The 22,593-nt window shown below is 58.5% G+C and carries 24 protein-coding genes, 1 pseudogene and 2 riboswitches; of the genes and pseudogenes, 23 read left to right on the top strand and 2 right to left on the bottom strand.

The genetic code is table 11. From position 1 onward, the window contains the following. Window positions 1-189: 189 nt before the first annotated feature. The 15 genes from G113_RS06830 (at window position 190) to G113_RS06760 (ending at window position 13,321) form a co-directional block, all read left to right on the top strand. Entirely contained in the window at window positions 190-678 is a 489-nt protein-coding gene (locus tag G113_RS06830; protein ID WP_005897199.1) for a C40 family peptidase, read from the top strand. 174 nt (window positions 679-852) lie between these two features. Next, the gene (rlmF, locus tag G113_RS06825; RefSeq protein WP_005897196.1) at window positions 853-1,785 is read left to right on the top strand and encodes a 23S rRNA (adenine(1618)-N(6))-methyltransferase RlmF; all 933 of its coding nucleotides are present in this window, start codon (window positions 853-855) and stop codon (window positions 1,783-1,785) included. A 524-nt stretch (window positions 1,786-2,309) separates the two neighbouring features. Next, window positions 2,310-3,026, top strand: a complete 717-nt coding sequence (locus G113_RS06820) for a MaoC family dehydratase (RefSeq protein WP_005897193.1) — start codon at window positions 2,310-2,312, stop codon at window positions 3,024-3,026. A gap of 147 nt (window positions 3,027-3,173) precedes the next feature. Further along, window positions 3,174-3,590, top strand: a complete 417-nt coding sequence (locus G113_RS06815) for a VOC family protein (protein WP_005897189.1) — start codon at window positions 3,174-3,176, stop codon at window positions 3,588-3,590. 95 nt (window positions 3,591-3,685) lie between these two features. Beyond that, window positions 3,686-4,375, top strand: a complete 690-nt coding sequence (phoB, locus tag G113_RS06810; protein ID WP_005897186.1) for a phosphate regulon transcriptional regulator PhoB — start codon at window positions 3,686-3,688, stop codon at window positions 4,373-4,375. Window positions 4,376-4,383: 8 nt separating this feature from the next. Continuing rightward, entirely contained in the window at window positions 4,384-5,694 is a 1,311-nt protein-coding gene (gene phoR / locus G113_RS06805) for a phosphate regulon sensor histidine kinase PhoR (RefSeq protein ID WP_040318983.1), read from the top strand. A 182-nt stretch (window positions 5,695-5,876) separates the two neighbouring features. Further along, window positions 5,877-6,851 (top strand): PstS family phosphate ABC transporter substrate-binding protein, encoded by a 975-nt coding sequence (locus G113_RS06800; protein ID WP_005897181.1) that lies wholly within the window; start codon window positions 5,877-5,879, stop codon window positions 6,849-6,851. 145 nt (window positions 6,852-6,996) lie between these two features. Beyond that, entirely contained in the window at window positions 6,997-7,803 is an 807-nt protein-coding gene (locus tag G113_RS06795; RefSeq protein WP_005897178.1) for a M48 family metallopeptidase, read from the top strand. Next, window positions 7,803-8,309, top strand: coding sequence for a GNAT family N-acetyltransferase (locus G113_RS06790; protein WP_005897176.1), 507 nt, complete (start codon window positions 7,803-7,805; stop codon window positions 8,307-8,309). The genes G113_RS06795 and G113_RS06790 overlap by 1 nt, the downstream gene beginning before the upstream one ends. 105 nt (window positions 8,310-8,414) lie before the next feature. Continuing rightward, window positions 8,415-9,317, top strand: coding sequence for an ROK family protein (locus G113_RS06785; RefSeq protein ID WP_005897174.1), 903 nt, complete (start codon window positions 8,415-8,417; stop codon window positions 9,315-9,317). Window positions 9,318-9,360: 43 nt separating this feature from the next. Beyond that, window positions 9,361-10,083, top strand: coding sequence for a copper homeostasis protein CutC (locus G113_RS06780; protein ID WP_040318982.1), 723 nt, complete (start codon window positions 9,361-9,363; stop codon window positions 10,081-10,083). A 249-nt stretch (window positions 10,084-10,332) separates the two neighbouring features. Beyond that, window positions 10,333-10,944, top strand: coding sequence for an FKBP-type peptidyl-prolyl cis-trans isomerase (locus G113_RS06775; RefSeq protein ID WP_005897170.1), 612 nt, complete (start codon window positions 10,333-10,335; stop codon window positions 10,942-10,944). Between the two features lie 124 nt (window positions 10,945-11,068). Next, entirely contained in the window at window positions 11,069-11,950 is an 882-nt protein-coding gene (locus G113_RS06770) for an ABC transporter ATP-binding protein (protein ID WP_005897166.1), read from the top strand. A gap of 55 nt (window positions 11,951-12,005) precedes the next feature. Beyond that, the gene (locus G113_RS06765) at window positions 12,006-13,019 is read left to right on the top strand and encodes an ABC transporter permease (RefSeq protein WP_005897164.1); all 1,014 of its coding nucleotides are present in this window, start codon (window positions 12,006-12,008) and stop codon (window positions 13,017-13,019) included. Continuing rightward, window positions 13,004-13,321, top strand: coding sequence for a DUF2845 domain-containing protein (locus G113_RS06760; protein WP_040318981.1), 318 nt, complete (start codon window positions 13,004-13,006; stop codon window positions 13,319-13,321). Before G113_RS06765 ends, G113_RS06760 begins: the two co-directional genes overlap by 16 nt. A gap of 54 nt (window positions 13,322-13,375) precedes the next feature. On the opposite strand, the gene G113_RS06755 is transcribed toward G113_RS06760, so the two are convergent. Next, on the bottom strand, window positions 13,376-13,591 hold the full coding sequence (locus G113_RS06755) for a DUF1107 family protein (protein ID WP_040318987.1): 216 nt from the start codon (window positions 13,589-13,591) through the stop codon (window positions 13,376-13,378). A 372-nt stretch (window positions 13,592-13,963) separates the two neighbouring features. Between G113_RS06755 and G113_RS06750 the strand changes: the two genes are divergently transcribed. From G113_RS06750 to G113_RS06720, 7 genes are all read left to right on the top strand, one after another. Beyond that, window positions 13,964-14,983 carry an amino acid ABC transporter substrate-binding protein gene (locus G113_RS06750; protein ID WP_005897158.1) on the top strand — a complete coding sequence of 340 codons (1,020 nt, stop codon included), beginning with the start codon at window positions 13,964-13,966 and terminating at the stop codon, window positions 14,981-14,983. Between the two features lie 66 nt (window positions 14,984-15,049). Beyond that, on the top strand, window positions 15,050-16,237 hold the full coding sequence (locus G113_RS06745; RefSeq protein ID WP_040318980.1) for an amino acid ABC transporter permease: 1,188 nt from the start codon (window positions 15,050-15,052) through the stop codon (window positions 16,235-16,237). Between the two features lie 78 nt (window positions 16,238-16,315). Continuing rightward, window positions 16,316-17,410, top strand: coding sequence for an amino acid ABC transporter permease (locus G113_RS06740; RefSeq protein ID WP_005897152.1), 1,095 nt, complete (start codon window positions 16,316-16,318; stop codon window positions 17,408-17,410). Window positions 17,411-17,422: 12 nt separating this feature from the next. Beyond that, window positions 17,423-18,166, top strand: coding sequence for an amino acid ABC transporter ATP-binding protein (locus tag G113_RS06735; protein ID WP_005897150.1), 744 nt, complete (start codon window positions 17,423-17,425; stop codon window positions 18,164-18,166). A gap of 144 nt (window positions 18,167-18,310) precedes the next feature. Then, a complete protein-coding gene (gene yfcD, locus G113_RS06730; RefSeq protein WP_269077625.1) occupies window positions 18,311-18,817 on the top strand; it encodes an NUDIX hydrolase YfcD in 507 nt (168 codons plus the stop codon). 69 nt (window positions 18,818-18,886) lie between these two features. Next, complete coding sequence (locus G113_RS06725; RefSeq protein ID WP_005897144.1) at window positions 18,887-19,363, top strand: peroxiredoxin; 477 nt, start codon at window positions 18,887-18,889, stop codon at window positions 19,361-19,363. Window positions 19,364-19,503: 140 nt separating this feature from the next. Beyond that, window positions 19,504-20,469, top strand: a complete 966-nt coding sequence (locus G113_RS06720; RefSeq protein ID WP_005897141.1) for a calcium/sodium antiporter — start codon at window positions 19,504-19,506, stop codon at window positions 20,467-20,469. A gap of 78 nt (window positions 20,470-20,547) precedes the next feature. Here the strand turns inward: G113_RS06720 and G113_RS06715 are convergent, their stop codons facing one another. After that, complete coding sequence (locus G113_RS06715) at window positions 20,548-21,699, bottom strand: type III PLP-dependent enzyme (protein ID WP_005897139.1); 1,152 nt, start codon at window positions 21,697-21,699, stop codon at window positions 20,548-20,550. A gap of 420 nt (window positions 21,700-22,119) precedes the next feature. Beyond that, a riboswitch (glycine riboswitch) is annotated at window positions 22,120-22,199 on the top strand. Between the two features lie 5 nt (window positions 22,200-22,204). Continuing rightward, window positions 22,205-22,313: riboswitch (glycine riboswitch) on the top strand. A 105-nt stretch (window positions 22,314-22,418) separates the two neighbouring features. Here G113_RS06715 and G113_RS20465 point away from each other — a divergent pair. Beyond that, window positions 22,419-22,593: pseudogene (locus tag G113_RS20465) on the top strand (sodium:alanine symporter family protein); the annotation flags it as partial.

Raw genomic sequence — 22,593 nt, 5'->3', positions numbered from 1 at the left:
CTATCCTCACATTAATGATGAAAAATAACGCATTTTATTGCAAAAATGTGAGCTTGATAGGGATTTTCACTTGCCTCGATAGGATTCTTGGATATAGTCGAGGACTGTTGCATTTCATAATTTGCCTGCCAAAGGCCGTATTTTAACAAGTTTTAACAACTTTGCGGGGATAAAGGATTGCGTTACCTGATGCTACTGCTGGTCTCACTCGGCATGGTGGGTTGTGCTTCGGCACCCCAACCTGATGTCGCTAGTAAGATCGAGGTCTCCATGATGGAGCCCGTGGTTGAACCGGAAGTCAACCAAACACCTGACGTAAACGAAATTCTGACTGTATTCAAAGAGTGGCGTGGTACTCCCTACCGTTTCGGTGGTACCAGTGAACGCGGCATAGATTGTTCCGCCTTCGCCCGTGAAGTGTATCGCAACGCAGTGGGCATTGAGTTGCCACGTGATACCCGCTCTCAGGTGCACGAGGGCACCAGAGTCTCCAAGCAGGAACTGGTTGAAGGGGACCTGGTATTTTTCAAGATCAGCTCCCGACTCAATCATGTGGGCATCTATGTGGGCAATGGCGAGTTCATTCACGCCTCGACCCGAGCCGGTGTAACCCGCTCCCGGTTGGACAATCAGTACTGGCGCAATAAATTCTGGCAAGCGCGCCGCATCGAGATCTAAGAGCCAGGCTGGACAAACCGTTCGCAGTACGGACAGTTTTTCCAACCTCACTCAAACCGGGCCCTGGCGGCCCGGTTTTTTATGGCCATCATTTAGACTTTTGCAGGCCGACTCTCTATAGTGTGGGCCCGCTTTTCGCCAGGATTGACCTGGCACCAGATGACTAGGCCCCTGATGACCCGAGAGACAGCGACCAAAGCCGGATTGCATCCCCGCAATCGCCATCATGCTCCCTATGATCTGGCGGCTCTCTGCTTGCGCACCCCGGAACTGACCCCCTTCGTGTTCACCAACGACCATGGTACTCGTACCCTGGATTTTGCCGATCCTGCCGCCGTCAAGGCGCTCAACAAGGCGTTGCTGGCGTTGCACTATGGTATACGCCACTGGGATCTGCCCGCAGGTTACCTCTGCCCGCCCATTCCGGGGCGGGTCGATTACTTGCACCATGTGGCCGACCTCATCAGCGAGGGGGAAGAGGCGCCGCGTACCGGCAAGGGAGTGAGAGTGCTCGACATAGGGGTGGGTGCCAACTGCATTTATCCACTGCTTGGCTGTCGCGAATATGGTTGGCGTTTCGTTGGGGCCGACATCGATCCCGTGTCGGTCAAGGCGGCCAATTTGCTGGCGCTCAGCAATGGCCTTGGCAAGCAGATTGAGTGTCGATTGCAGACCGATGCTCGCCGGGTATTCCATGGCATCATCGGGCCCAGGGATCGCTTCACTCTGACCCTGTGCAACCCGCCGTTTCATAGCTCCCTGGCCGAGGCCAGCGAGGGGACCCGCCGCAAGCTGCGCAACCTGGGCAAGGCCGAGAGTGACAGCAAACCCCCTGTGCTCAACTTTGGCGGTCAGAAGGCCGAGCTGTGGTGTGATGGGGGCGAAGCGGCCTTTCTCGCTTCGCTTATCCGGGAGAGCCGGGATTTTGCCGGCCAATGTCTCTGGTTTAGCTCACTGGTCTCGAAAAAAGAGAACCTGGCGGCAGCCAGGCTGGCGATCAGTCAGGCAGGAGCCAAGCGACAGCAAGTGATCGAGATGAACTTGGGTAACAAGCAGAGCCGGATCCTGGCCTGGAGCTTCCAAAGCGACAATAGCTGGTCCGACTGAAGCGATTGAACCGAGTGAGCAGGAGAGCCCCTGTGGCTCGCCGTGCTGCATTGCGATTCTGAAGCCGACAACCTCTGGCCGAGAGACTGACAGCCCTCTCAGACAGGCTCTCACCACATCTGACTGCCAGCCTAGGGGGCAATGGGGGATTGCCCTGCGTCCCTTTGATTATTTGTAGCCCTGGCGCTGAACCCACTGCGCTATCGTGCCATTCCCCGTTAATGGCCAACCCCTGACGTTCCCCGGCAGGGGCTTCATTCGTCAGATTCCCCGTCAGATGACGGGGAATAGCGGCCTTGATGAGGCACTTGGGCCATTTCATCGGATGCTATCTAGAGAAGGGACCCGAAAGCAGATAATCGTTTTTCCGCAGGACTGGCGCGGCTTGAGCGGTCCATGTGAGTGGTCACTTTCGCTGCCGGTACAGCTGTACGCCGAGATTTTTTTGCACTTGCACCTGAAACTTTCATAAAATAGGACTGGTTAGACCTGTTCGTTGGTTAATTAGAGATAGGAATTGGTTAATGAAAGTGGTCGATTTTCTGAAGCGAAAGCGCGAAATCTTGGCGCAGCACCCCTTTGAGCTCAAGGATTGGCTCTCGCCGGCTATCCGTGACTACTGGCGTGAGTTTCAGCAAAAAGCACACCTTCACCCCTTGCTGGGGCGGGTGCTTGACGCCCATGGTCAGCCGGTGGTCGAGGCTGAGCAGCAATCCGAGCAGCGTCAGGTCGTGAACGGTCAGGTTGCCCCGCAGCCCGGTATTGCCCTGGTCGGGGAGGCCGCGCTGGTATTTGAACGCCTGCACAGCCAGGTCGGCGAGGAGACCCATGTCGGGGACTGGCTCCACATCAGCCAAGATATGGTGAATCAGTTTGCCGCCGTCACTGGCGATCACCAGTGGATACACACGGATCCCGATCGCGCCGCCGCCGAATCGCCATTCAAGAGCACTATAGCCCACGGTTTTCTGACCTTGGCGCTCTTGCCTCGACTGACAGGGTCGGTGGATGAGGAGAACCCCGAGTTCCCCACTGCTCGCATGGTGGTCAACTTTGGCCTGGATCAGGTGCGATTCCCCTATCCCATCAAGGTGGGCAGTAACGTGCGGGCCCGTACCAAACTCATTCGAGTGACTCCCATCAAGGGCGGACTGGAACTGCTCAAAGAGATCAAGGTTGAGATAGAAGGGGTACGTCGCCCCGGCTGCGTCATCGAATCTGTCGCCCGCCTCTATTTCTGATTTCGGCGGCCAGGGGCACGCGCCCATGACGCGCTGTTAATGCCAGCGTACCGACAGGTATGATGACAGGGCCATCCGGCCCTGTTTTGCTGTCTGGCTGCCGGGCCTCTCACACTCATTGATTCTCGCTGTCATAAGGAACTCCCCATGGCCTCTCACCTTGGCGCCCTTACCCTGCTGGTCGCAGACTATGATGCCGCCATCGCTTTTTTCACCCAGGCCCTCGGCTTCACCTTGCTCGAAGACACGCTTCTCGATGAGCCGGGCAAACCAGGCAAGCGCTGGGTCATGGTCGCCCCGTCTACCCAAGCTGGCTGCGCCCTGCTGTTGGCACGGGCCGCCAATGCCGAGCAAGCGTCTCATATCGGCAAGCAGGGGGGCGGCCGGGTCTTCTTGTTCCTGGAGACTCAGGATTTCTGGGGAGATTACGAGCGGATGCGCGCCGCCGGTGTCCACTTTTGTGAACAGCCGCGCGAGGAGAGTTACGGCACTGTGGTGGTGTTTGAGGATATCAGTGGCAACCGTTGGGACCTGTTGGCGCGCCATGCTGACAGTCGCGACTGAAAACGTTTATTCTCCTCGCTGTCATAAAGTCATAAAAGTGTCATACAAAATTCTAATAATTGGCGCACCAATCTTCATGAGGAGAGAGAAGGGATATGGCAAAGCGAATACTGGTGGTCGAGGATGAGGCACCGATCCGCGAAATGCTCTGTTTTGTACTGGAACAGAAAGGATACGAAGCGATAGAGGCGGCGGATTTCGCCGAGGGGCTGGCCAAGGTGTGCGAGCCTTACCCTGAACTGATCCTGCTGGATTGGATGATGCCGGGGGGCAGCGGTATCCAGTTCCTCAAGCAACTCAAACAAGATGAGATGACTCGCCAGATCCCCGTGGTCATGCTGACTGCCCGGGGTGAGGAAGAGGACAAGGTGCGCGGCCTGGAGGCCGGAGCCGATGACTACATCACCAAACCCTTCTCTCCCAAGGAGCTGACTGCTCGCCTGCATGCCGTGATGCGTCGTGTGTCGCCCACCTCGGTGGACGAGGTCATTGAGGTACAGGGCTTGAAGCTGGATCCCGTCTCCCACCGGGTCAGTGCCGAAGACAAGGCGCTGGATATGGGACCGACAGAATTCAAGTTGCTCCACTTCTTCATGACCCATCCTGAGCGGGTCTACAGCCGTGAACAGTTGCTCAACAACGTCTGGGGCACCAACGTCTATGTGGAAGACCGGACGGTGGATGTGCACATTCGCCGGCTGCGCAAGGCAGTTGAAGGCTCGGGCCACGACAGATTGATCCAGACGGTTCGCGGGGCAGGGTATCGCTTCTCCACCCGTCTCTAGAGGCAGCTATGTTGCAACCCTACGCCTGGCGGCGACAGTTGTGGCGAATGGCATTTTTTTACCTGCCCTTCGTCTTGTTTGGATGGTTGATGGATTGCCTGGCCCTGAGTCTGCTGGCAGCCACCTGCCTGCATCTGGCTTGGCATTACCGTTTCCAGAAGCGGCTCTCTGATTGGCTGTGGCACGATCGCAGCCTGGTGCCGCCAAGCGGCAGTGGCAGCTGGGAGTACATTTTCAACGGTATCTACAAGCTGCAACAGCGCCACAGGGCGCGACGCCGTGAGCTGGCGGGGTTGATCCGCCGTTTCAGGGAGGGGGCCGAAGCGCTGCCCGATGCCGCCGTGGTGTTTCGCACCGATGGCAGCATCCTCTGGTGCAACCGGCTGGCCGAACAGTTGCTCGGCTTTCGCTGGCCGGAGGACGCGGGCCAGCATATCGGCAACCTGATCCGCCAACCCAGCTTCGTCAGTTATCTCAACAAGGGTGATTACGATGAGCCTTTCGAGATGCACTCCCCCATCAACGAGGAGAAGTTTCTCGAATTTCGCATCATGCCCTACGCCGAGGATCAGGCCATGTTGGTTGTGCGGGACGTGACCCGGCTGCGCAGCCTGGAGAAGACCCGCAAACACTTCGTGGCCAACGTCTCCCATGAGTTGCGCACCCCGCTGACCGTGCTCAAGGGGTATCTTGAGATGACCGAAGAGCCGCCCCCTCCGGCTATGTGGGCCAAGGCCCACAAGGTCATGATGGAGCAGACGGTGCGCATGGATAACCTGGTGAACCAGCTGCTCACCCTGTCGCGCATCGAGGCTGCGCCGGATATCGACCTCTCCCGCAGGGTCGACATGCCGGCCATGCTCTCTCTGCTCGAACAGGAAGCGCGGGCGCTCTCCGGAGAAAGGGCACACGTCATCGAGTTCTTGGTCGAGCCGGATCTCAGGCTGCTCGGTGACGAGGATCAGCTGCGCAGTGCCGTGTCCAACCTGGTTTACAACGCGATCCACTACACGCCGCCCGGTCGCAAGATTGTGGTGGAGTGGCGCAGGCAGGGGGCCTTGGCACTGTTTGCGGTGAGCGATGAGGGGGAGGGGATCACCTCTGAGCATCTGGCGCGGTTGACCGAGCGCTTCTATCGGGTGGACAAGGCGCGCTCGCGCCACACCGGCGGCTCCGGCCTTGGCCTTGCCATCGTCAAGCATGCCCTGAGTCATCACGACACTCACCTGGATATTGATAGCCGGGTTGGCATGGGCAGTCGCTTCAGTTTCCTGATCCCAGCGCGCCTGGTGGTGGCAAAGTCTGCGATCGCAAAATAGAACCCATTGATTGTCTTTATTTTTTATGAACATGAAGGGCCGCAGCAGCGGCCCTTCATGTTTCTGGCTTATCTGGTTGGCTGTCATCAAAGCGTCATGAATAAGACATAAATTTGTCACTGCCAGGTCAGATACTGGCGCCGTCTTAAAGAACGGACCTTCTGTAATTTTGGAGAGATTGGATGAAACTCAACAAATTGGCTGCTGTTATCGGTGTTACTGCTGCAGTGGTGTTCTCTGCCAGCACTATGGCTTACGGCGTCGACAAAAATCTGCCTGAATACACGCCTGTCAGTGGCATCTCCGGCAACTTGTCGTCCGTGGGTTCCGATACCCTGGCCAACATGATGACCTTGTGGGCCGAAGAATTTAAACGCGTCTATCCGAACGTCAACGTTCAGATCCAGGCCGCTGGTTCCTCCACAGCTCCTCCCGCCCTGACCGAAGGCACTTCCCAGTTCGGCCCCATGAGCCGCGCCATGAAGTCAGGTGAAGAGGAAGCATTCGAAAAGCGTTATGGCTACAAGCCGACCGCTATTCGCGTCGCCGTCGATGCCCTGGCCGTGTTCGTCAACAAGGACAACCCCATCAAGGGGCTGACCATGCAGCAAGTTGATGCCGTCTTCTCCAGCACCCTCAAGTGCGGCGAAAGCAAGGCCGCCACCCAATGGGCTGATCTGGGTCTGGATGGCAACTGGTCAGGCAAGGACTTGCAACTGTTTGGTCGCAACTCGGTATCCGGTACTTACGGTTACTTCAAGGAGCACGCCCTGTGTGACGGCGACTTCAAGAGCGGCGTGAACGAGCAGCCGGGTTCCGCCTCTGTGGTGCAGTCCGTCTCCTCCTCCCTGAACGGGATAGGTTACTCCGGTATCGGTTATGTCACCTCCGGCGTGCGTGCCGTGCCCCTGTCCAAAGATGGCAAGACCTTCATCGAAGCCAACGCCGACAACGCCATCACCGGCAAGTACCCGCTGTCACGTTTCCTGTACCTGTACGTGAACAAGCACCCGAACAAGCCGCTGGCCCCGATGGAGCAGGAGTTCGTCAAACTCATCCTCTCCAAAGCGGGCCAGACCATCGTCGCCAAAGACGGTTATGTACCGGTGCCGGCCAAGGTGGTCGAAGCCGATCTGAAGAAGCTGGGTATGATGTAATACCGCTTCTTGGCAAGAGTGCCAAAAACGAGCCCAATCGGGCTCGTTTTTTATGGGCGTAAATGAGGGCGACAAATCATAGTCACTTGCGCGCGGCGTCACCTTTCCCGAAAATAGGACATTCCCAGCTACAAGGATCCTGTTGATGATCTCTGCCCTCTCCAAAGTGACACTGCTGGCCGCCAGCACCCTGCTGCTCGGCGCCTGTGCCCAGTCCCCCACGGGCCGCAGTCAGATGTTGCTCTTTTCTCCTCAGCAGATGAACCAACTCGGGGCTGACTCCTTTAACCAGATGAAGCAGCAGGAGAAGGTGAGCAAGGATGCCAAGCTCAATGCCTATGTCTCTTGTGTCGCCAAGGCGGTGACCGCTCAGGTGCCGAGCAGTTATGGCATCAGCAATTGGGAGGTGGTGGTGTTTGACTCCAAGCAGGTCAATGCCTTTGCCCTGCCTGGCGGCAAGATCGGGGTTTATAGCGGCCTGCTCAATGTGGCCAAGAATCAGGATCAGCTAGCCACCGTCATCGGCCACGAGTTGACCCACGTGCTGGCTCAGCACTCCAACGAGCGTCTCTCCCGTGATCAACTGACCGGGCTGGGTCTGGCGGTCGCCGATGCCGCCCTGGGTAGCAGCCAGGGCAGCGGTGCGGCCATGGCGGCGCTCGGGCTCGGTGTTCAGGTCGGCGTGAGCCTGCCTTATGGGCGGGAGCAGGAGAGTGAGGCGGATCGGCTGGGGCTGGATCTGATGGCTCGCGCCGGTTTTAACCCGGCCGAGGCTATCCCGCTGTGGCAGAACATGGGGCAGGCCGCCGGGGGCAAGACGCCTCCCGCGCTGCTCTCCACCCACCCGAGCAATGAGAGCCGGATCAGTGAGCTGAGCGCCGAGCTTGCAACGGCAACCCCCCTCTACCAACAGGCCCGTGCCGCCGGCCTGACTCCCCAGTGCAAAAGGTAATGCCGGAGGTGACACTGCGCATGGCCCGCCAGCAGGATGCTGCCGCCATGACTGTGTTGCAGCGAGCCAGTTGGCTGGCCGCCTATGGCGAAATACTGGGCGCCGACTTGCTCGACAACCTATCCCCGAGTGTGCACTTGCAGTTGTGGCGCAGGCGGCTGGGAAGCAATGACCCAAGGCCCATGCTGGTCTGTGTTCAGGGGGTGGTAGTGGGTCTGCTCTATTGGCGGCATCAGGATGGCGAGACGGGTCCCGAGGCGCATATCCGCGCCTTCTATCTGCATCCGGCCCATTGGCGTCATGGTTATGGCAAGCGGCTCTGGCAGGCGGTGGCCATGCAGATGCGGCGAGCCGGGTATGAGCGAGTCAGCCTCTGGCTGCTGACAGGCAACCTGGTGGGGGAAGGCTTCTACCTGCGCCGCGGTTTTCAGTTCGATGGCGTCCAACGCACGCTGAGCCAGCAGGGCCGACCCTGCCTGCAGCAAAAAATGTCCCGCGACTTGTGACTAGGCTCCGTTTTTTCGGGGTGGGTCACTTTATTTTTCTTGCGAATTAATACAATGACCAGCTCTGGAACAGAGTCGTTTTCTCAGCTGCAAGGGAGTGTGGGCATGTATTACGGTTTCGATATAGGTGGTACCAAGGTGGCGTTTGCCGTCTATGACGGTGCCTTGACCCTGTGTCACGAGGAGCGTCTGGCGACCCCGGGGGACGACTACGAGTCGCTGCAACAGATCATCCTTGGCCGGGTGCTGGCGGCCGATAAACGTTATGGCGTGCGTGGCACCGTCGGTATCGGCTTTCCGGGCATTCTCAACCGTGCCGACAAGAGCATAGTGGCCGCCAATCTGCCCTGCATCAACGGTCGCCATCTGGGAGCGGATCTGGGTGCCAGGCTCGATCGCGAGGTGCGGGTCGATAACGATGCCAACTGCTTCCTCTGGTCCGAAGTGCATCAAGGGGCAGCCGAAGGAGCCGACACGGCCTTGGCGGTCACCATTGGTACCGGCATCGGCGGCGCCGTCTACGTCAATGGACGACTGGTGCAGGGGCGCAACTGGCTGGCGGGGGAGATAGGTCACTACCCGCTGCCCGGCACCATCTTGATGAAATACCCTGATTTGCCGCGCCCGCGTTGTGGCTGTGGCCGACTCGCTTGTTTCGAAACCTATGCCTCCGGTACGGGGTTGGAGCGTCTCTACCTGCACCTGAGTGGCGAGCGCGCCTCCGGCCAGCAGATAGTATCGCGTTTCGAGGCCAGAGAGCCTCATGCGGTCGCAACCCTGGATTGCTGGCTCGAAATCATGGCGGCGGGGCTGGCCACTGCGCTCTCCGTGCTGGATCCAGACGTGGTGGTACTCGGTGGTGGCCTCTGTGGCTTGGCCGCTCTTTATGAACAATTGCCGCTGCGCCTGCCGGGGCACCTGCTGCCCGGGGTGGCTCTGCCCGAGATCCGCCAGGCTCGTTTCGGCGGTGCAGGCGGGGTACGTGGTGCGGCGCTGCTCCATTTGTGAGACTCGGTGACGTGTCTCACTTCATCCATCACGAGGAGTTATGATGACCCGTCTCGAAGTCTGCATCGATAACCTTGAATCCCTGTTTACCGCTCAGGATGCGGGGGCAGATCGTATTGAGCTCTGCTCGGCCCTCGGGCTTGGAGGGCTCACTCCCTCCTATGGCTTCATGCAGCAGGCTGCGCGCCATAGGCGCATTCCCGTCTACGCCATGATCAGGCCCCGTGCCGGGGATTTCTGTTTTAGCGAACTCGAATTTGAGTTGATGCTGCAAGACATAGCCGCAGCCCGCGCCGCGGGTCTGCAAGGGGTAGTGGTTGGCCTGCTTGATGAACAGGGGCGTGTGCCCGCGACTGAGCTCCAACAGCTGGTGGCGGCTGCTGGCCCCCTGGGCGTCACCTTCCACCGCGCCATCGATCTCAGCGCCAACTGGCGCGCCGATCTGGAGACCATAGTCGCATCTGGCTGTGAGCGGATTTTGAGCTCTGGCCATGCATCGACCGCTCTGGCGGGTCTGGAAACCCTGCAAGCAATGGCGCAGGCCCTGGCGGGGCGCGCCAGCCTGATGCCGGGGGCCGGGGTCAATGCCGACAACGTGCGAACCATCCTGGAATTTACCGGCGTGAGTGAGGTGCATATGTCCGGCATGGGCTGGCGCGGTGGCATGGTGCCCCATGGCGTCAACATGGGGACCTCGGACGATGGCCGGATCAACATCACCGATGGCGCCAAGGTTGCCGCAGTGCGGGCTCTGCTGGATCAATAAGCAGGTTGCGGTGCAGAGAAAAACGGCCGGCCTTGCTGGCCGTTTTTGTTGTCGCCAGTCGAATCTGCCATCTGGATCTGTTCGCCGGAAGGGGGTTGCCTCAAGTCCGACGCCGCCTGGCCATTTCTGCAACCGAATGGAGCGCCAGGTCACAAGGGCGTGCCGGCATGGGCCTTGGCGGCAGCACCTTGGTAAAAATTCTGTTATCATATCCGCTCTTTTGACACATGGACCCGGAGCAGAATCTCAATGTCCCAATACGACTCTATCGAACAGAAGGCCAGTTATGGCATCGGCCGTAACATGGGTGATCAGCTGGCTCAGCAAGCCTTCGCCGGCCTGGATATTCCTGCCCTGCAGCAAGGTCTGGCAGATGCCCTCAACGGTCTGGAGTTCGCTGTCAGCCGTGATGATATCAATGACGCCTTCCAGGTGATCACCAACCGTATGCAAGCCGAGCAGGAAGTCGCCGCCAAGGCCGCCGCCGCCGATGGCGAAGTGTTCCTGGCCGAGAATGCCAAGCGCGATGGCGTTCAGGTGACCGATTCCGGTCTGCAGTACGAAGTCATGGTTGAGGGCAATGGCGCAGTGCCGGTTGCCGGTCAATCCGTGCGTGTGCACTACCACGGTACCTTCACCCATGGTGGCGTATTCGACAGCTCCGTTGCCCGCGGTGAGCCGGCAGAGTTCCCGGTCACTGGCGTGATCGCCGGTTGGGTTGAAGCCCTGCAGATGATGCCGGTTGGCTCCAAGTGGAAGCTGTTCATCCCGCATGATCTGGCTTACGGCGCCCGTGGTGCCGGTTCCATCGCACCTTATTCCGCGCTGGTATTCGAAGTGGAGCTGCTGGACATTCTGTGATCCAGTCTGCTCGATGCAAGCGGCGGCCTTCGGGCCGCCGTTTGTTTTTGGCCCGATGGCGACGAAGGTGGGAGGGATCTCCGGATTTCGTTATAGTCGGATGAGTCAAGGGGGGAGGGAACCCATGTCGGCCATCATCGAAGTAGTCGATCTCGTCAAACATTTCGCCGGCGTCAAGGCGGTCGATGGCCTGAGCTTTGCCATCCCGGATGGCAGCTGTTTCGGCCTGCTTGGCCCCAATGGGGCCGGCAAGACCACCACCATAGAGCTGCTTGAAGGGGTACTAACCCCGGATAGTGGCCGGATCCTGTTTCATGGCGCGCCCCCCGGCCCTGATTATCGTTCGCGCATCGGTATTCAGTTTCAGCACACGGCGTTGCAGGATTTCTTGACCGTGCGCGATACCTTGCGCCTCTTCTCCCGCCTTTACCCCAAACCGCTTCCTCTCGAGTTGTTAATCAACCTCTGTGCCCTGGAAGACTTCGTCGACAGGGACAGTCGCCGTCTCTCCGGGGGCCAACGCCAGCGACTGCTGCTGGCCCTGGCCCTGCTTGGCGACCCCGAGTTGCTGTTTCTCGATGAACCCACGACCGGCCTGGATCCCCAGGCTCGTCATCACTTCTGGGACAGGGTCAAGGCAGTCAAGGCCCAGGGCAAGAGCATAGTGCTGACCACCCACTATATGGATGAGGCACAGCAGCTGTGCGATCGCATTGCCATCGTCGACAGAGGTCGCCTGCTGAGCCTGGACACCCCACAGGCGCTGCTCGATCAGCATTTCGATGGGGTGCTGGTACGCCTGCCTGCGCACCCGGCCCTGATGCAACTGGCACTCCCGCTTAGCCGGCAGGGGGAGTTGATGGAGCTGACTTGCCCCGATATTGCAACCCTGATGCCGCGCCTGATCGAGTTGCAGATCCCCCTGACTGGCATGCAGATCCGCTCCCCCAATGTGGAGGATCTCTTTCTCAAGCTGACCGGCCATAGCCTGAGGAGCGGGGCATGAACCGCGCTTTGTTGGCCTATGCCTCTTTGGGCGAAACCATGGCAAGGAGCCTGGAATGAGAGACAGCCTGAGGCGCATTGCCGCCCTTTTCTATGCCCGAAATCTGGAGTTTGTGCGCGATCGCGCCGCCCTGGTCTGGAACATGGCGGTGCCCCTGCTGCTGGTGCTGGGTTTCTCCCTTATCTTCACCGGCAACCAGAAACCCTTGCTCCAGCTCGGCGTCGTAGGGACGCTGCCCGCGGCCTACCAGGCCCTCGAGACCATACCGCAGCTCAAGCTGATCAAGTATGAGGACCTGGCCTCTGCCCAGCTCAAGGTCCGTCACCATCAACTGGATTTGCTGCTCAATCCTGCCGGGGGCAATTACTGGGTCAATCCGGATTCGCCGAGTGGGGGGCTGGCCGAGTACCTGCTCAAGCAGATCAGCATGGCCCCATTGGTGCGCGATATCTTGCCGGGTAAGGCCATTCGCTATGGGGACTGGTTGCTGCCGGGGGTGATCGGCATGAATCTGATGTTCTCCGGCCTGTTCGGTGTCGGCTATGTCATTGTGCGTTATCGCAAGAACGGTGTGCTCAAGCGGTTGAGGGCGACCCCGCTCACCGCGACCGAGTTTCTCTGTGCCCAACTGTTATCGAGGGTCGCCATCACGCTGGTAGTGAGCCTGCTGGTATTTCTGGTCGCCTACTGGCTGCTCGGCACCCCCCTGCTTGGCTCAGGCTGGTTACTGCTGCTCATCACTCTGCTGGGCGGGGCGGCGATGGCTTCCCTTGGTCTGCTGGTGGCTGCCCGCATCCAGAATGAGGAGCTGGCCAGCGGCTTGCTCAATCTCATCAGTCTGCCCATGATGTTCTTATCCGGTGTCTGGTTTTCACTGGAAGGATCTCCCCCATGGCTGCAAGCGGTGGCGGCCAGATTGCCGCTGACCCAGATCATTGAGGCGGCACGGGCCGTGATGCTGGAGGGGGCCGGCTGGCAAGAGGTCACAGGCATGCTGACCCAGATAGGCCTGTTCACCCTGTGTTGCGTCACCCTGGGTGCCGCCCTGTTCAGATGGAACGCCAAATGAAGAGTCTGCTTTCGCTTCTTCTGCTGTGTGCGCTGGCACTGCCTGTCAGCGCCGGCACACTGCGCTGCAAGCGCGATCTGCTGACGGAGGGAGACAGCACGGCCATCCTGCTGGTGCGGTGCGGCCAACCAATGCTCAGGGAAGATCTGACCCGTTATGAGGAGAATGGCTTTGGTGCCCGCATGACGGTCAAGTACGCGGAGCGTTGGACCTATAACTTCGGTAGCAGCCAGTTCATGCAGTTTGTCACCGTCGAGAATGGTGTCATCACGGAAATAGAAGACGGCCCGCGCGGTCAGTGACCTGCGGGCCGAAAAAAGAATATGGAAGCAAAGGACCAATAAGACTCGCGGAAGTTATCCCAACAATAAGTTGTCCTGACGCAGGCCACGAAGCACCCGGTTAACCCTGGTTGCCAGACTCAACGTCTTGTTGCAGCGCAGGTTCTCCAGAGTGATCTCACCCCTGGTAAATTCAAACAGCCCCATCTCCTCGACCATGAAACTGCCCCGGTGAAAACTCTTCACATGGCGTGCTATCTGGCGGGGGGACAAGCTCTTGAACACCTTCATCAGATATACCTTCTCGTTTGGACAGGGCCCACTATGACGGTGCGTCATGACAAAAATATGAACCATATGAGTCAGTTGTAATAAAAAGTGTCGCCCCCTTTTGGGGCGCTGGCAAATAAGCACAAAAAAGATCCGCATGGCCATTACCGGCATCATTAGTATGCTATTTGGGCGATATGGGTCTATTTTTTATTCACAACATGTATATCGGGCCATCTGGATATTTTGTGCTGTTGCACCAGTCCAGTGCTTGTTTGCACCGATTGACAGGCTTTTTTCGGGCTGGATAAGCTGCAAAAAGTGCGGAAAGGAAACGTGTCATCGGCAGGCTGCGGTGATGAAAATGTGAGTTGAACCACAGGGAAGAGTGATATGAAACAGATACATAAAATTGGCGTGCTGGTTGCGTTGTCGCTGACGGCGGCCAATGTCTGGGCTGAAGGCACCTTGGATGCGGTCAAGAAGAAAGGGTTCGTACAGTGCGGGGTCGGGGATGGTCTGCCCGGTTTCTCCAACCCGGACGCCAAGGGCACCTGGACCGGCCTGGACGTGGATGTGTGCCGCGCCGTCGCCGCCGCCGTGCTGGGGGATGCAACCAAGGTCAAATATGTTTCCCTTACCGCCAAGGAGCGCTTCACCGCGCTGCAATCCGGGGAGGTTGACATACTTTCGCGCAACACCACCTGGACCATGACCCGTGATGCTTCGCTTGGTCTCACCTTTGCCGGGGTCAACTACTACGACGGTCAAGGCTTCATGGTTTCCAAAACCCTAGGGGTAAAAAGTGCCAAGGAGCTGGATGGTGCTGCCGTTTGCATCCAGTCTGGAACCACCACCGAGCTCAACCTGGCCGATTATTTCCGTGCCAACGGCGGCATGAAATATACCCCAGTGGTGTTCGATACCTCGGATCAGACTGTCAAGGGCTTTGAGGCCGGGCGCTGCGATGTGCTGACCTCGGATCAATCCCAGCTCTACTCCCTCAAGATCAAGCTCTCCAAGCCGGAGAACGCCATAGTGCTGCCTGAAGTTATCTCCAAGGAGCCGCTGGGACCTGTGGTACGCCAAGGGGATGAGCCCTGGCTCAAGGTGGTGCGCTGGAGCATGTTTGCGCTGCTCAACGCCGAAGAGGCCGGAGTGACCAGTGCCAACGTGGATGAGATGCTTAAATCCACCAACCCGGATATACGCCGTCTGCTCGGGCTTGAGGATCCCAAGGGCAGCATACTCGGCCTGGATGACAAGTGGGCTTATCACATCATCAAGCAGGTCGGTAATTACGGTGAGATGTTCGAGCGCAACGTCGGTGCCGGCTCACCACTCAAGATAGACCGTGGCATCAATGCCTTGTGGAACAAGGGTGGTCTCATGTACGCACCACCCATTCGCTAGGTATTCTGGCAGGGGGCTTAGAGCCCCCCGCTTTCCTCTTGCCTTGGCTTTGTCGGAGTAACCCCTATGGCGTCACAATCGCACGACCAGAGGAAGGAACAGGGCCGCTGGTGGTATGACGCGAAGGTGAGGGCGCTGATCTTCCAGTGTCTGGCCGTCGCGGCAGTCCTCGGTTTCCTGTTCTACATCATCAATAACGCCCTGACCAACCTGGAAGCCCGTGGTATCACCACAGGATTTGGCTTTCTCGGCAACACGGCCGGCTTTGGCATATTGCAGAGCCTGATCCCCTACGACGAGACTGACACCTTTGGTCGCACCTTCGTGGTAGGGCTGCTCAATACGCTGCTCATCTCCGTGCTGGGCATCATATTGGCGACCCTGCTCGGCTTCGTCATCGGGGTGGCGCGACTGTCGAAGAACTGGTTGGTGTCGCGCATCGCAACCGTCTATATCGAGACCTTCCGCAACGTCCCTCTGTTGCTGCAGATCTTCTTCTGGTACTTCTCGGTACTGCGGACCCTGCCATCGCCGCGTGAGAGCGTGAATCTGGGCGATCTGGCCTTTCTCAACGTGCGTGGCTTCTACATACCCAAGCCCCTGTTCGAGGAGGGATTTGGCTATGTGCTCTGGGCCTTGCTGCTGGCCCTTATCCTGAGTTGGGGCATACGGCGCTGGGCACACCGTCGCCAGGAGTTGACGGGGCAAATCTTCCCGGTCTGGCTCAGCTCCCTCGCGCTGATCCTGTTGCTGCCGCTTGCTACCTTCTGGCTGGTGGGCAGCCCGCTTGCCTGGAGTCTGCCCTCCTTGCAGGGCTTCAATTTTCGCGGCGGCCTGACAGTGTTGCCAGAGCTGGCGGCCCTGCTGCTGGCGTTGACCATCTATACGGCGGCCTTCATCGCCGAGATAGTGCGCTCCGGCATACTGGCCGTCAGTCATGGCCAGACGGAGGCGGCCTCGGCCCTGGGGCTTTCTACGACCCGAACCCTGCGCTTGGTGATCATTCCCCAGGCGATGCGCGTCATCATTCCGCCGCTCACCAGCCAGTATCTCAACTTGACCAAGAACTCGTCCCTGGCGACCGCCATCGGTTACCCGGATCTTGTCTCGGTATTCATGGGTACCACCCTCAACCAGACTGGGCAGGCCATTGAAGTGATCGCCATGACCATGGGGGTCTATCTCGTCATCAGTATCAGCACCTCAGTGCTGATGAACATCTACAACCGCAAGATGGCGCTGGTGGAACGATGATGAGGCCAGATGACAGGCAAGAGACTGGCACTTATCACCTTCATACTCGCGGTGTTTGGCATATGACAAGGGGGCGCTATGTTCGTCACTGAGATGCAAGAGGCTTTGCCGCCGCCTGACAACCGGCGCGGCCTGCTCGCCTGGCTGCGCGCCAATCTGTTTCCCAATTGGTGGAATGGCTTGGTGACCCTGCTACTGGCCTATCTGCTGCTGCCCGCACTCTGGCACCTGATCGACTGGGCCTTCATTTCCGCGACCTGGAGTGGCAACGGTCGGGCTGATTGTGACCCAGAGGGGGCCTGCTGGCTCTTTATCGAAAGTCGTTTTGGCCAGTATATCTACGGTTTTTATCCGATCGACCAACGCTGGCGGGTTAACATAGTGTTTGTTGGACTGGCCGGCTTGCTGGCGCTGCTGATCTGGCCCAAGACGCCGCGCAAGGGGTGGTTGGCACTCTTTACCCTGCTGGTGTTTCCCTGCCTTGCCTATGTGCTGTTGCACGGTGGTTTTGGGTTGAAAAACGTTGACACCAACCGTTGGGGGGGCTTGATGCTGACCCTGGTGCTGGCGGTAGTGGGCATCGCAGTGGCCCTGCCGTTTGGTATCTTGCTGGCCCTTGGCCGCCGCTCCCACATGCCGATCATCAGCAGCCTCTCCACCGTATATATCGAGTTCTGGCGTGCTGTGCCGCTTATTACCGTGCTGTTCATGGCATCCGTCATGCTGCCCTTGTTCGTGGCGGGGGAGGTGGAGTTCGACAAACTGCTGCGGGCACTGATCGGTATCATCATGTTCCAGTCGGCCTACGTGGCCGAGGTGGTGCGCGGTGGCTTGCAGGCGATCCCCAAGGGGCAGTATGAGGCGGGGGATGCCCTGGGCCTCTCGTACTGGAAGGTGATGGGGCTCATCATCATGCCTCAGGCACTCAAGATCACCATACCCTCTCTAGTGAATACCTTCATCTCGCTGTTCAAGGACACCAGCCTGGTGTTGATCATCGGGCTGTTCGATCTGCTGGCCATCTCCAAGGTGGCCTTGGCCGATCCCAACTGGCTTGGATATTCCACCGAGGCTTATGTGTTCATCGCCTTGATCTTCTGGATGTTCTGTTTTGGCATGTCCCGTTATTCCATCTACCTGGAGCGCAAGCTGCACACGGGCCACAAGCGTTAGGAGCTGTTGATTATGGAAAACAACTATGTGGTCGAACTCAAGGACGTCAACAAGTGGTATGGCGAGTTCCATGTGTTGCGCAACATCAATCTGAGTGTCAGCAAGGGAGAGAAGATCGTCATCTGCGGGCCATCGGGCTCCGGCAAATCCACCATGATCCGCTGCATCAACCGGCTGGAGGAGCACCAGCGTGGTGACATCCTGGTCAAGGGGCTGGCGCTCACCTCGGATCTCAAGAACATCGAGACGGTGCGCCGCGAGGTGGGCATGGTATTTCAGCACTTCAACCTGTTTCCCCATCTGACCGTACTGGAAAACTGTTGCCTGGCGCCCATCTGGGTCAAGCAACTGCCACGACGGGAAGCCGAGGAGATCGCCATGAGTTTCCTCGAGCGGGTGCAGATCCCCGAGCAGGCGCTCAAGTACCCGGGACAGCTCTCCGGCGGTCAGCAGCAGCGTGTCGCCATCGCCCGCAGCCTGTGCATGAACCCCCAGGTGATGCTGTTTGATGAACCTACTTCCGCGCTCGATCCCGAGATGGTGCGCGAGGTGCTGGACGTCATGGTGGAGCTGGCCAACGAAGGAATGACCATGCTCTGCGTCACCCATGAGATGGGCTTTGCCAAGCAGGTGGCGGACAGAGTCATCTTCATGGATCGGGGCCAGATAATGGAGGAGAACGAACCAGGGCAGTTCTTTGACAACCCCCAGTCCGAGCGCACCAAGCTGTTTCTCTCTCAAATACTGCACAACTGAGGGGCAGAGGTGCGGTCATCGAGAGGACACCTGCGGGTGTCCTCTCTTTTTAAACGGTCAACGCGGGCACGCTACGCGAGAAAATAGACCAGTGGCTGATCCGACACGTTTTTTCTCCATGTATACTGCGGCGTTAGCAATAAAATGGCTCAGGAGAGCAGCATGGAGTGGGTCGAAGTGGTCGATGACCATGACAATGTCATTGAGGTGGCCGAGCGGGCGAGGGTGCGCCGCGAAAACTTGCGCCATCGTGCCAGCTACATACTGGTGCTTGGGAATGAGGGACAGGTGCTGGTGCAGCGCCGTACCCTCGGCAAGGATTTTTGCCCCGGGATGCTGGATGCCTGCGCTGGCGGCGTCATGACGGTGGGCGAGGTGCCGCTTGCCAGTGCCCTGCGCGAGCTGGGGGAGGAGCTTGGCATTCTGGATATACCGCTGAACGAACACGGCAGCTTCCTGGCCGAGGGCAGCAACTATAAGGTGTGGGGCTATCTCTACAGCTGCCACTATCAGGGGCCCTTGCAGTTGCAGGCCGAAGAGGTAAGCGCAGTCCACTGGATGAGTCTGACGGAGATCGCCAACCGGGCCGCCGAATTTACCCCGGACTCCCTGATAGCTCTCGCGCATTGGCAGGCCAGAGGCGGTGCCTGACACACTCCTGCACGGTGCGTCCATCTGAGGTAGACTGCTCGTCATCATATACCGTCAGGAAGACTCATCATGATCTCAGTTGGCCAATCCCTGCCCGCGGGCGAATTCACCATCTTCACCACCGAAGGCAAACAGACACTGGATACCCAGGCGCTGTTTGCGGGCAAAAAAGTGGTGCTGTTCGCCGTGCCCGGCGCCTTCACTCCGACCTGTTCCAATGCCCATCTGCCCGGTTATGTGGTCAAGGCGGGTGAGTTTAGCGCCAAGGACGTCGATGCCATCTACTGCCTATCGGTCAATGATGCCTTCGTGATGAAGGCGTGGGGCGAGGCACAGAATGCGCAGGCCATCACCATGCTGGCCGATGGCGATGCCAGCTGGACCCGGGCGCTGGGGCTGGAGAAAGAGACAGGATCCTTTGGCGGTGTACGTGCCCAGCGTTTTGCCCTGATAGCCGAGGATGGCTTGGTCACTGCACTGAATGTCGAGGCGCCCGGCAAGTTCGAAGTCTCGGATGCCGACTCCTTGCTCGCGCTGCTGGGATAGTTAATCAAGGCTGAGTTAACCCTTGAAAACCGATATTCCTCGGTTACACTGGCGCCGACGCGACCCTTGGGTCGCCGTTCCTGTTGATGCCGTGACTGTCATGGCGCCCTGAAGCTCAACCCCGATTGGAAAGAAGACGTATGACCCTGGCTTTTGTTGCCCTGATTGCCGGACTGGCCCTGCTGGTCTGGAGTGCGGATAAATTTGTCGATGGTGCCGCGGCCACCGCCCGTTATGCGGGCATGCCGCCCCTGCTCATCGGTATGGTGATCATTGGCTTTGGTACCTCGGCCCCCGAGATGGTGGTCTCGGCCCTGGCGTCCATGCAGGGCAACCCCGCTCTGGCGTTGGGCAATGCCTATGGTTCCAACATTACCAATATCGCCTTGATCCTGGGGCTGACCGCCATCATCAGCCCTATCGCCGTCTCCTCCCAGGTGGTGCGCAAAGAGATCCCCATACTGCTCGGCATCACCTTGCTGACCGGTGCCTTGCTGCTTGACGGTCATCTGGGTCGTGGCGATGCCCTCATCCTGGGCCTGGTGTTCGTGGGGCTGATGGGCTGGTCCATCTGGGCTGGGATCACCGGCAAGGGTGATGCCCTGGACGCCGATGTCAATGTGGAGATAGACAGCGAGGCCATGCCCCTCAAGAAAGCCATCTTCTGGCTGATCGTGGGTCTGGTGCTGTTGGTTGGCGCTTCCCGCCTGCTGGTGTGGGGCGCGGTGACCATAGCCCAGGCATTTGGCATCAGCGATCTCGTCATCGGTCTGACCATAGTGGCCATTGGTACCTCCTTGCCCGAGCTGGCTTCCTCCTTGATGGCCATCAAGAAGAAGGAGCATGATCTGGCGCTCGGCAACGTGCTCGGCTCAAACCTGTTCAACACCCTGGCCGTGGTCGGCATCGCCGCCGGCATAGCGCCTCTGGATGTGGATCCGGCCGTATTGACCCGTGACTGGAGCCTGATGATGGGGCTGACCCTGCTGCTGCTGGTGATGTGTCTGGGCCGCAAAGGCAAGGGCCGCATCAACCGGGTGGAAGGGGGGATCTTGCTCTGTATCTTCTTCGCTTATACAGGTTGGCTGCTGACCAGCCAGTTCTGATGATGCTGGCATGACAATGCAAACAAGAGGGGGAGCCGATGGCTCCCCCTCTCTATGTCGGCGTCATGGCCCAACCCTTCAGGCGACGGCGACCAGTTTCTGACTCTGCTGGCTGCTATCGAGGATCAGGATACTGGCCTTGGGGAAGAAGTTGAAGGTCGATGCCGATGCCCAGGTATAGGCCCCCATCACTTTCCCTATCACCAGCTCACCAATCTCCAGGTCCGGCAGCATGATGCCGTCACGGATCACGTCGACACTGTCACAGGTCGGGCCGGAGAGCACGGCATTGTGCAGCTCGCCACCGGCATAAGGCGTGCTGACCGGATAAGTGACGTGGTCATAGAGTTGACCGTTGTAGCTGCCGTAGAGGCCATCATCCAGGTAGTACCAGATCTTGTCACCGCGGTGGGCCTTGCCCATCACGCTCGATACCGAGGTCATGGCAGGGGCGCTGATGAAACGGCCCGGTTCGGCAATCTTCTGCACTGTTGCTGGCAGCTTGGCAAGCGCGGCACGGATCGGGGCGCAGAAGCCATCGATATCGAACTCGCCTCCCTCATAATCGACTGGGAAACCGCCGCCGATATCGAGCACCCAAGGCTTGAGCCCCAGATCCCAGGCTTGTTCCATGATCTCGCGGCAGGCATCGATGGCCTGGACATGGCGCTCGCTGTTGGGCACCTGGGAGCCGACATGGAAGGAGAGTCCCATCACCTTGAGGCCTTTGGCCTGAGCCAGTTGCAGCAGGGGCAGCGCCTGCTCCGGGGTGCAGCCAAACTTTTTGGAGAGATCGACCTTGGTGTTGGGGTTGGGGAAGCTGACGCGCAGCAGCAGCTTCACTTCATCCTTGTAGGGCAGAAACTTGTCCAGCTCCAGAGGGTTGTCATAGACAAAGACGGTGCAGCCATATTCCAGCGCATAACGAATATCGCTGTCGCGCTTGATGGGATGGGTATGGATGCAGCGACCCGGGCGAACCCCTTGGCTGCGCACCAGATCCACTTCGCCATTGGTGGCCAGATCGAAGCAGGCTCCCTCTTCCTTGAGCACAGAGACCACGGCCTCATGGGGCAGGGGTTTGAGCGCGTAGTGCAGGCGCACCTCGGGCAGGGCGGCAGACAGAGCCCGATATTGGCGGCGTACGGCAGCCTTGTCGAGCAGCAACAGGGGAGAGCCAAATTGTTCAACCAGCTGGCGGTAATCTTGTGCCACAAGGGTCTCTTTCATTGTCTTTTGATCATCCTTAGGGGGCGGAGTTGCCCTAGCCTTGGTTTGTTGAGACGGCAACGGCCGGCTCAGGCGAGCGGTCCGGAAGGGACCTATCCAGCAAGCTGCATAACTTTCATGGTTACTGCTTGGATATGCGCGCAATTATCGGTTTATTGATTTGTCATGCAAGCTTTTTGATTGTCTATGTTGGCAAGATTTTCTGGTCGAGACGAAAGGGGAAATTGATATCCGCTGCGAAAAGGGTGTTCTGGATTCAAGGAGAGCTTTTGGGTCAGCTGTGGGCTAACTAATTGATAGTTAACAATCTATTTACTTTTTACCGGAGTTGGGACGCCAGAGAGAAAAACAGGGATTTCTGCGAGACAGGTCACATTATTTTGGACTAATATGCCGCTGCCTAATCCAAAACTAGTTCGGATGAAGGTAGCAGGAGAGCGATGGGGGACCATCCACCGAAGAAGTAAATCTTTCAGGTACCGGGCAACCGGTGTGGACTGCTACTGGACGATACTCTGGAGAGACCCGTTTAATCGGGCGCCGAAGGAGCAAGGTCTTGTTTATCAATGATAAATAGACCGGAAACTCTCAGGCAAAAGGACAGAGGGGATGGGATGGTTGTACCTGGGCTTAGCCTGCATCCGATCGCCTCTGGCGATCGTGACTATTTGGGAAGATCATCCTTCTCCTCCTTAATTTATGTTTTTTAAGGAGGATGCATGTCATCAATTCAATCGGCCCTGACGGCCATCGATAATCTTGTCTGGGGGCCACCCCTGCTGATCCTGCTGGTCGGGACCGGTGTTTATCTCACTCTTCGCCTCGGCCTGCTGCAGCTGGTACGGCTGCCCCTGGCCCTCAAGCTGGTGTTTGGTCGTGATCAGGGCCAAGGCA

Origin of the sequence: Aeromonas molluscorum 848, assembly GCF_000388115.1 — a bacterium.
Taxonomy (GTDB): Bacteria; Pseudomonadota; Gammaproteobacteria; order Enterobacterales; family Aeromonadaceae; genus Aeromonas; species Aeromonas molluscorum.
This window is presented reverse-complemented; position numbering and strand designations above follow the sequence as displayed.

Bases quoted from the DNA above. Each gene is read 5' to 3' on its own strand.
- G113_RS06800 (WP_005897181.1), top strand. From the start codon at position 5,877: ATGAAACTCAACAAATTGGCTGCTGTTATCGGTGTTACTGCTGCAGTG.
- G113_RS06790 (WP_005897176.1), top strand. From the start codon at position 7,803: ATGCCGGAGGTGACACTGCGCATGGCCCGCCAGCAGGATGCTGCCGCC.
- yfcD (WP_269077625.1), top strand. From the start codon at position 18,311: ATGGCTCAGGAGAGCAGCATGGAGTGGGTCGAAGTGGTCGATGACCAT.
- G113_RS06725 (WP_005897144.1), top strand. From the start codon at position 18,887: ATGATCTCAGTTGGCCAATCCCTGCCCGCGGGCGAATTCACCATCTTC.
- G113_RS06780 (WP_040318982.1), top strand. From the start codon at position 9,361: ATGACCCGTCTCGAAGTCTGCATCGATAACCTTGAATCCCTGTTTACC.
- G113_RS06765 (WP_005897164.1), top strand. From the start codon at position 12,006: ATGAGAGACAGCCTGAGGCGCATTGCCGCCCTTTTCTATGCCCGAAAT.
- G113_RS06760 (WP_040318981.1), top strand. From the start codon at position 13,004: ATGGAACGCCAAATGAAGAGTCTGCTTTCGCTTCTTCTGCTGTGTGCG.
- G113_RS06740 (WP_005897152.1), top strand. From the start codon at position 16,316: ATGTTCGTCACTGAGATGCAAGAGGCTTTGCCGCCGCCTGACAACCGG.
- phoB (WP_005897186.1), top strand. From the start codon at position 3,686: ATGGCAAAGCGAATACTGGTGGTCGAGGATGAGGCACCGATCCGCGAA.
- G113_RS06770 (WP_005897166.1), top strand. From the start codon at position 11,069: ATGTCGGCCATCATCGAAGTAGTCGATCTCGTCAAACATTTCGCCGGC.
- G113_RS06815 (WP_005897189.1), top strand. From the start codon at position 3,174: ATGGCCTCTCACCTTGGCGCCCTTACCCTGCTGGTCGCAGACTATGAT.
- G113_RS06775 (WP_005897170.1), top strand. From the start codon at position 10,333: ATGTCCCAATACGACTCTATCGAACAGAAGGCCAGTTATGGCATCGGC.
- G113_RS06735 (WP_005897150.1), top strand. From the start codon at position 17,423: ATGGAAAACAACTATGTGGTCGAACTCAAGGACGTCAACAAGTGGTAT.
- G113_RS06720 (WP_005897141.1), top strand. From the start codon at position 19,504: ATGACCCTGGCTTTTGTTGCCCTGATTGCCGGACTGGCCCTGCTGGTC.
- G113_RS06820 (WP_005897193.1), top strand. From the start codon at position 2,310: ATGAAAGTGGTCGATTTTCTGAAGCGAAAGCGCGAAATCTTGGCGCAG.
- G113_RS06715 (WP_005897139.1), bottom strand. From the start codon at position 21,699: ATGAAAGAGACCCTTGTGGCACAAGATTACCGCCAGCTGGTTGAACAA.
- G113_RS06795 (WP_005897178.1), top strand. From the start codon at position 6,997: ATGATCTCTGCCCTCTCCAAAGTGACACTGCTGGCCGCCAGCACCCTG.
- G113_RS06785 (WP_005897174.1), top strand. From the start codon at position 8,415: ATGTATTACGGTTTCGATATAGGTGGTACCAAGGTGGCGTTTGCCGTC.
- phoR (WP_040318983.1), top strand. From the start codon at position 4,384: ATGTTGCAACCCTACGCCTGGCGGCGACAGTTGTGGCGAATGGCATTT.
- G113_RS06750 (WP_005897158.1), top strand. From the start codon at position 13,964: ATGAAACAGATACATAAAATTGGCGTGCTGGTTGCGTTGTCGCTGACG.
- G113_RS06745 (WP_040318980.1), top strand. From the start codon at position 15,050: ATGGCGTCACAATCGCACGACCAGAGGAAGGAACAGGGCCGCTGGTGG.
- rlmF (WP_005897196.1), top strand. From the start codon at position 853: ATGACCCGAGAGACAGCGACCAAAGCCGGATTGCATCCCCGCAATCGC.
- G113_RS06755 (WP_040318987.1), bottom strand. From the start codon at position 13,591: ATGAAGGTGTTCAAGAGCTTGTCCCCCCGCCAGATAGCACGCCATGTG.
- G113_RS06830 (WP_005897199.1), top strand. From the start codon at position 190: ATGCTACTGCTGGTCTCACTCGGCATGGTGGGTTGTGCTTCGGCACCC.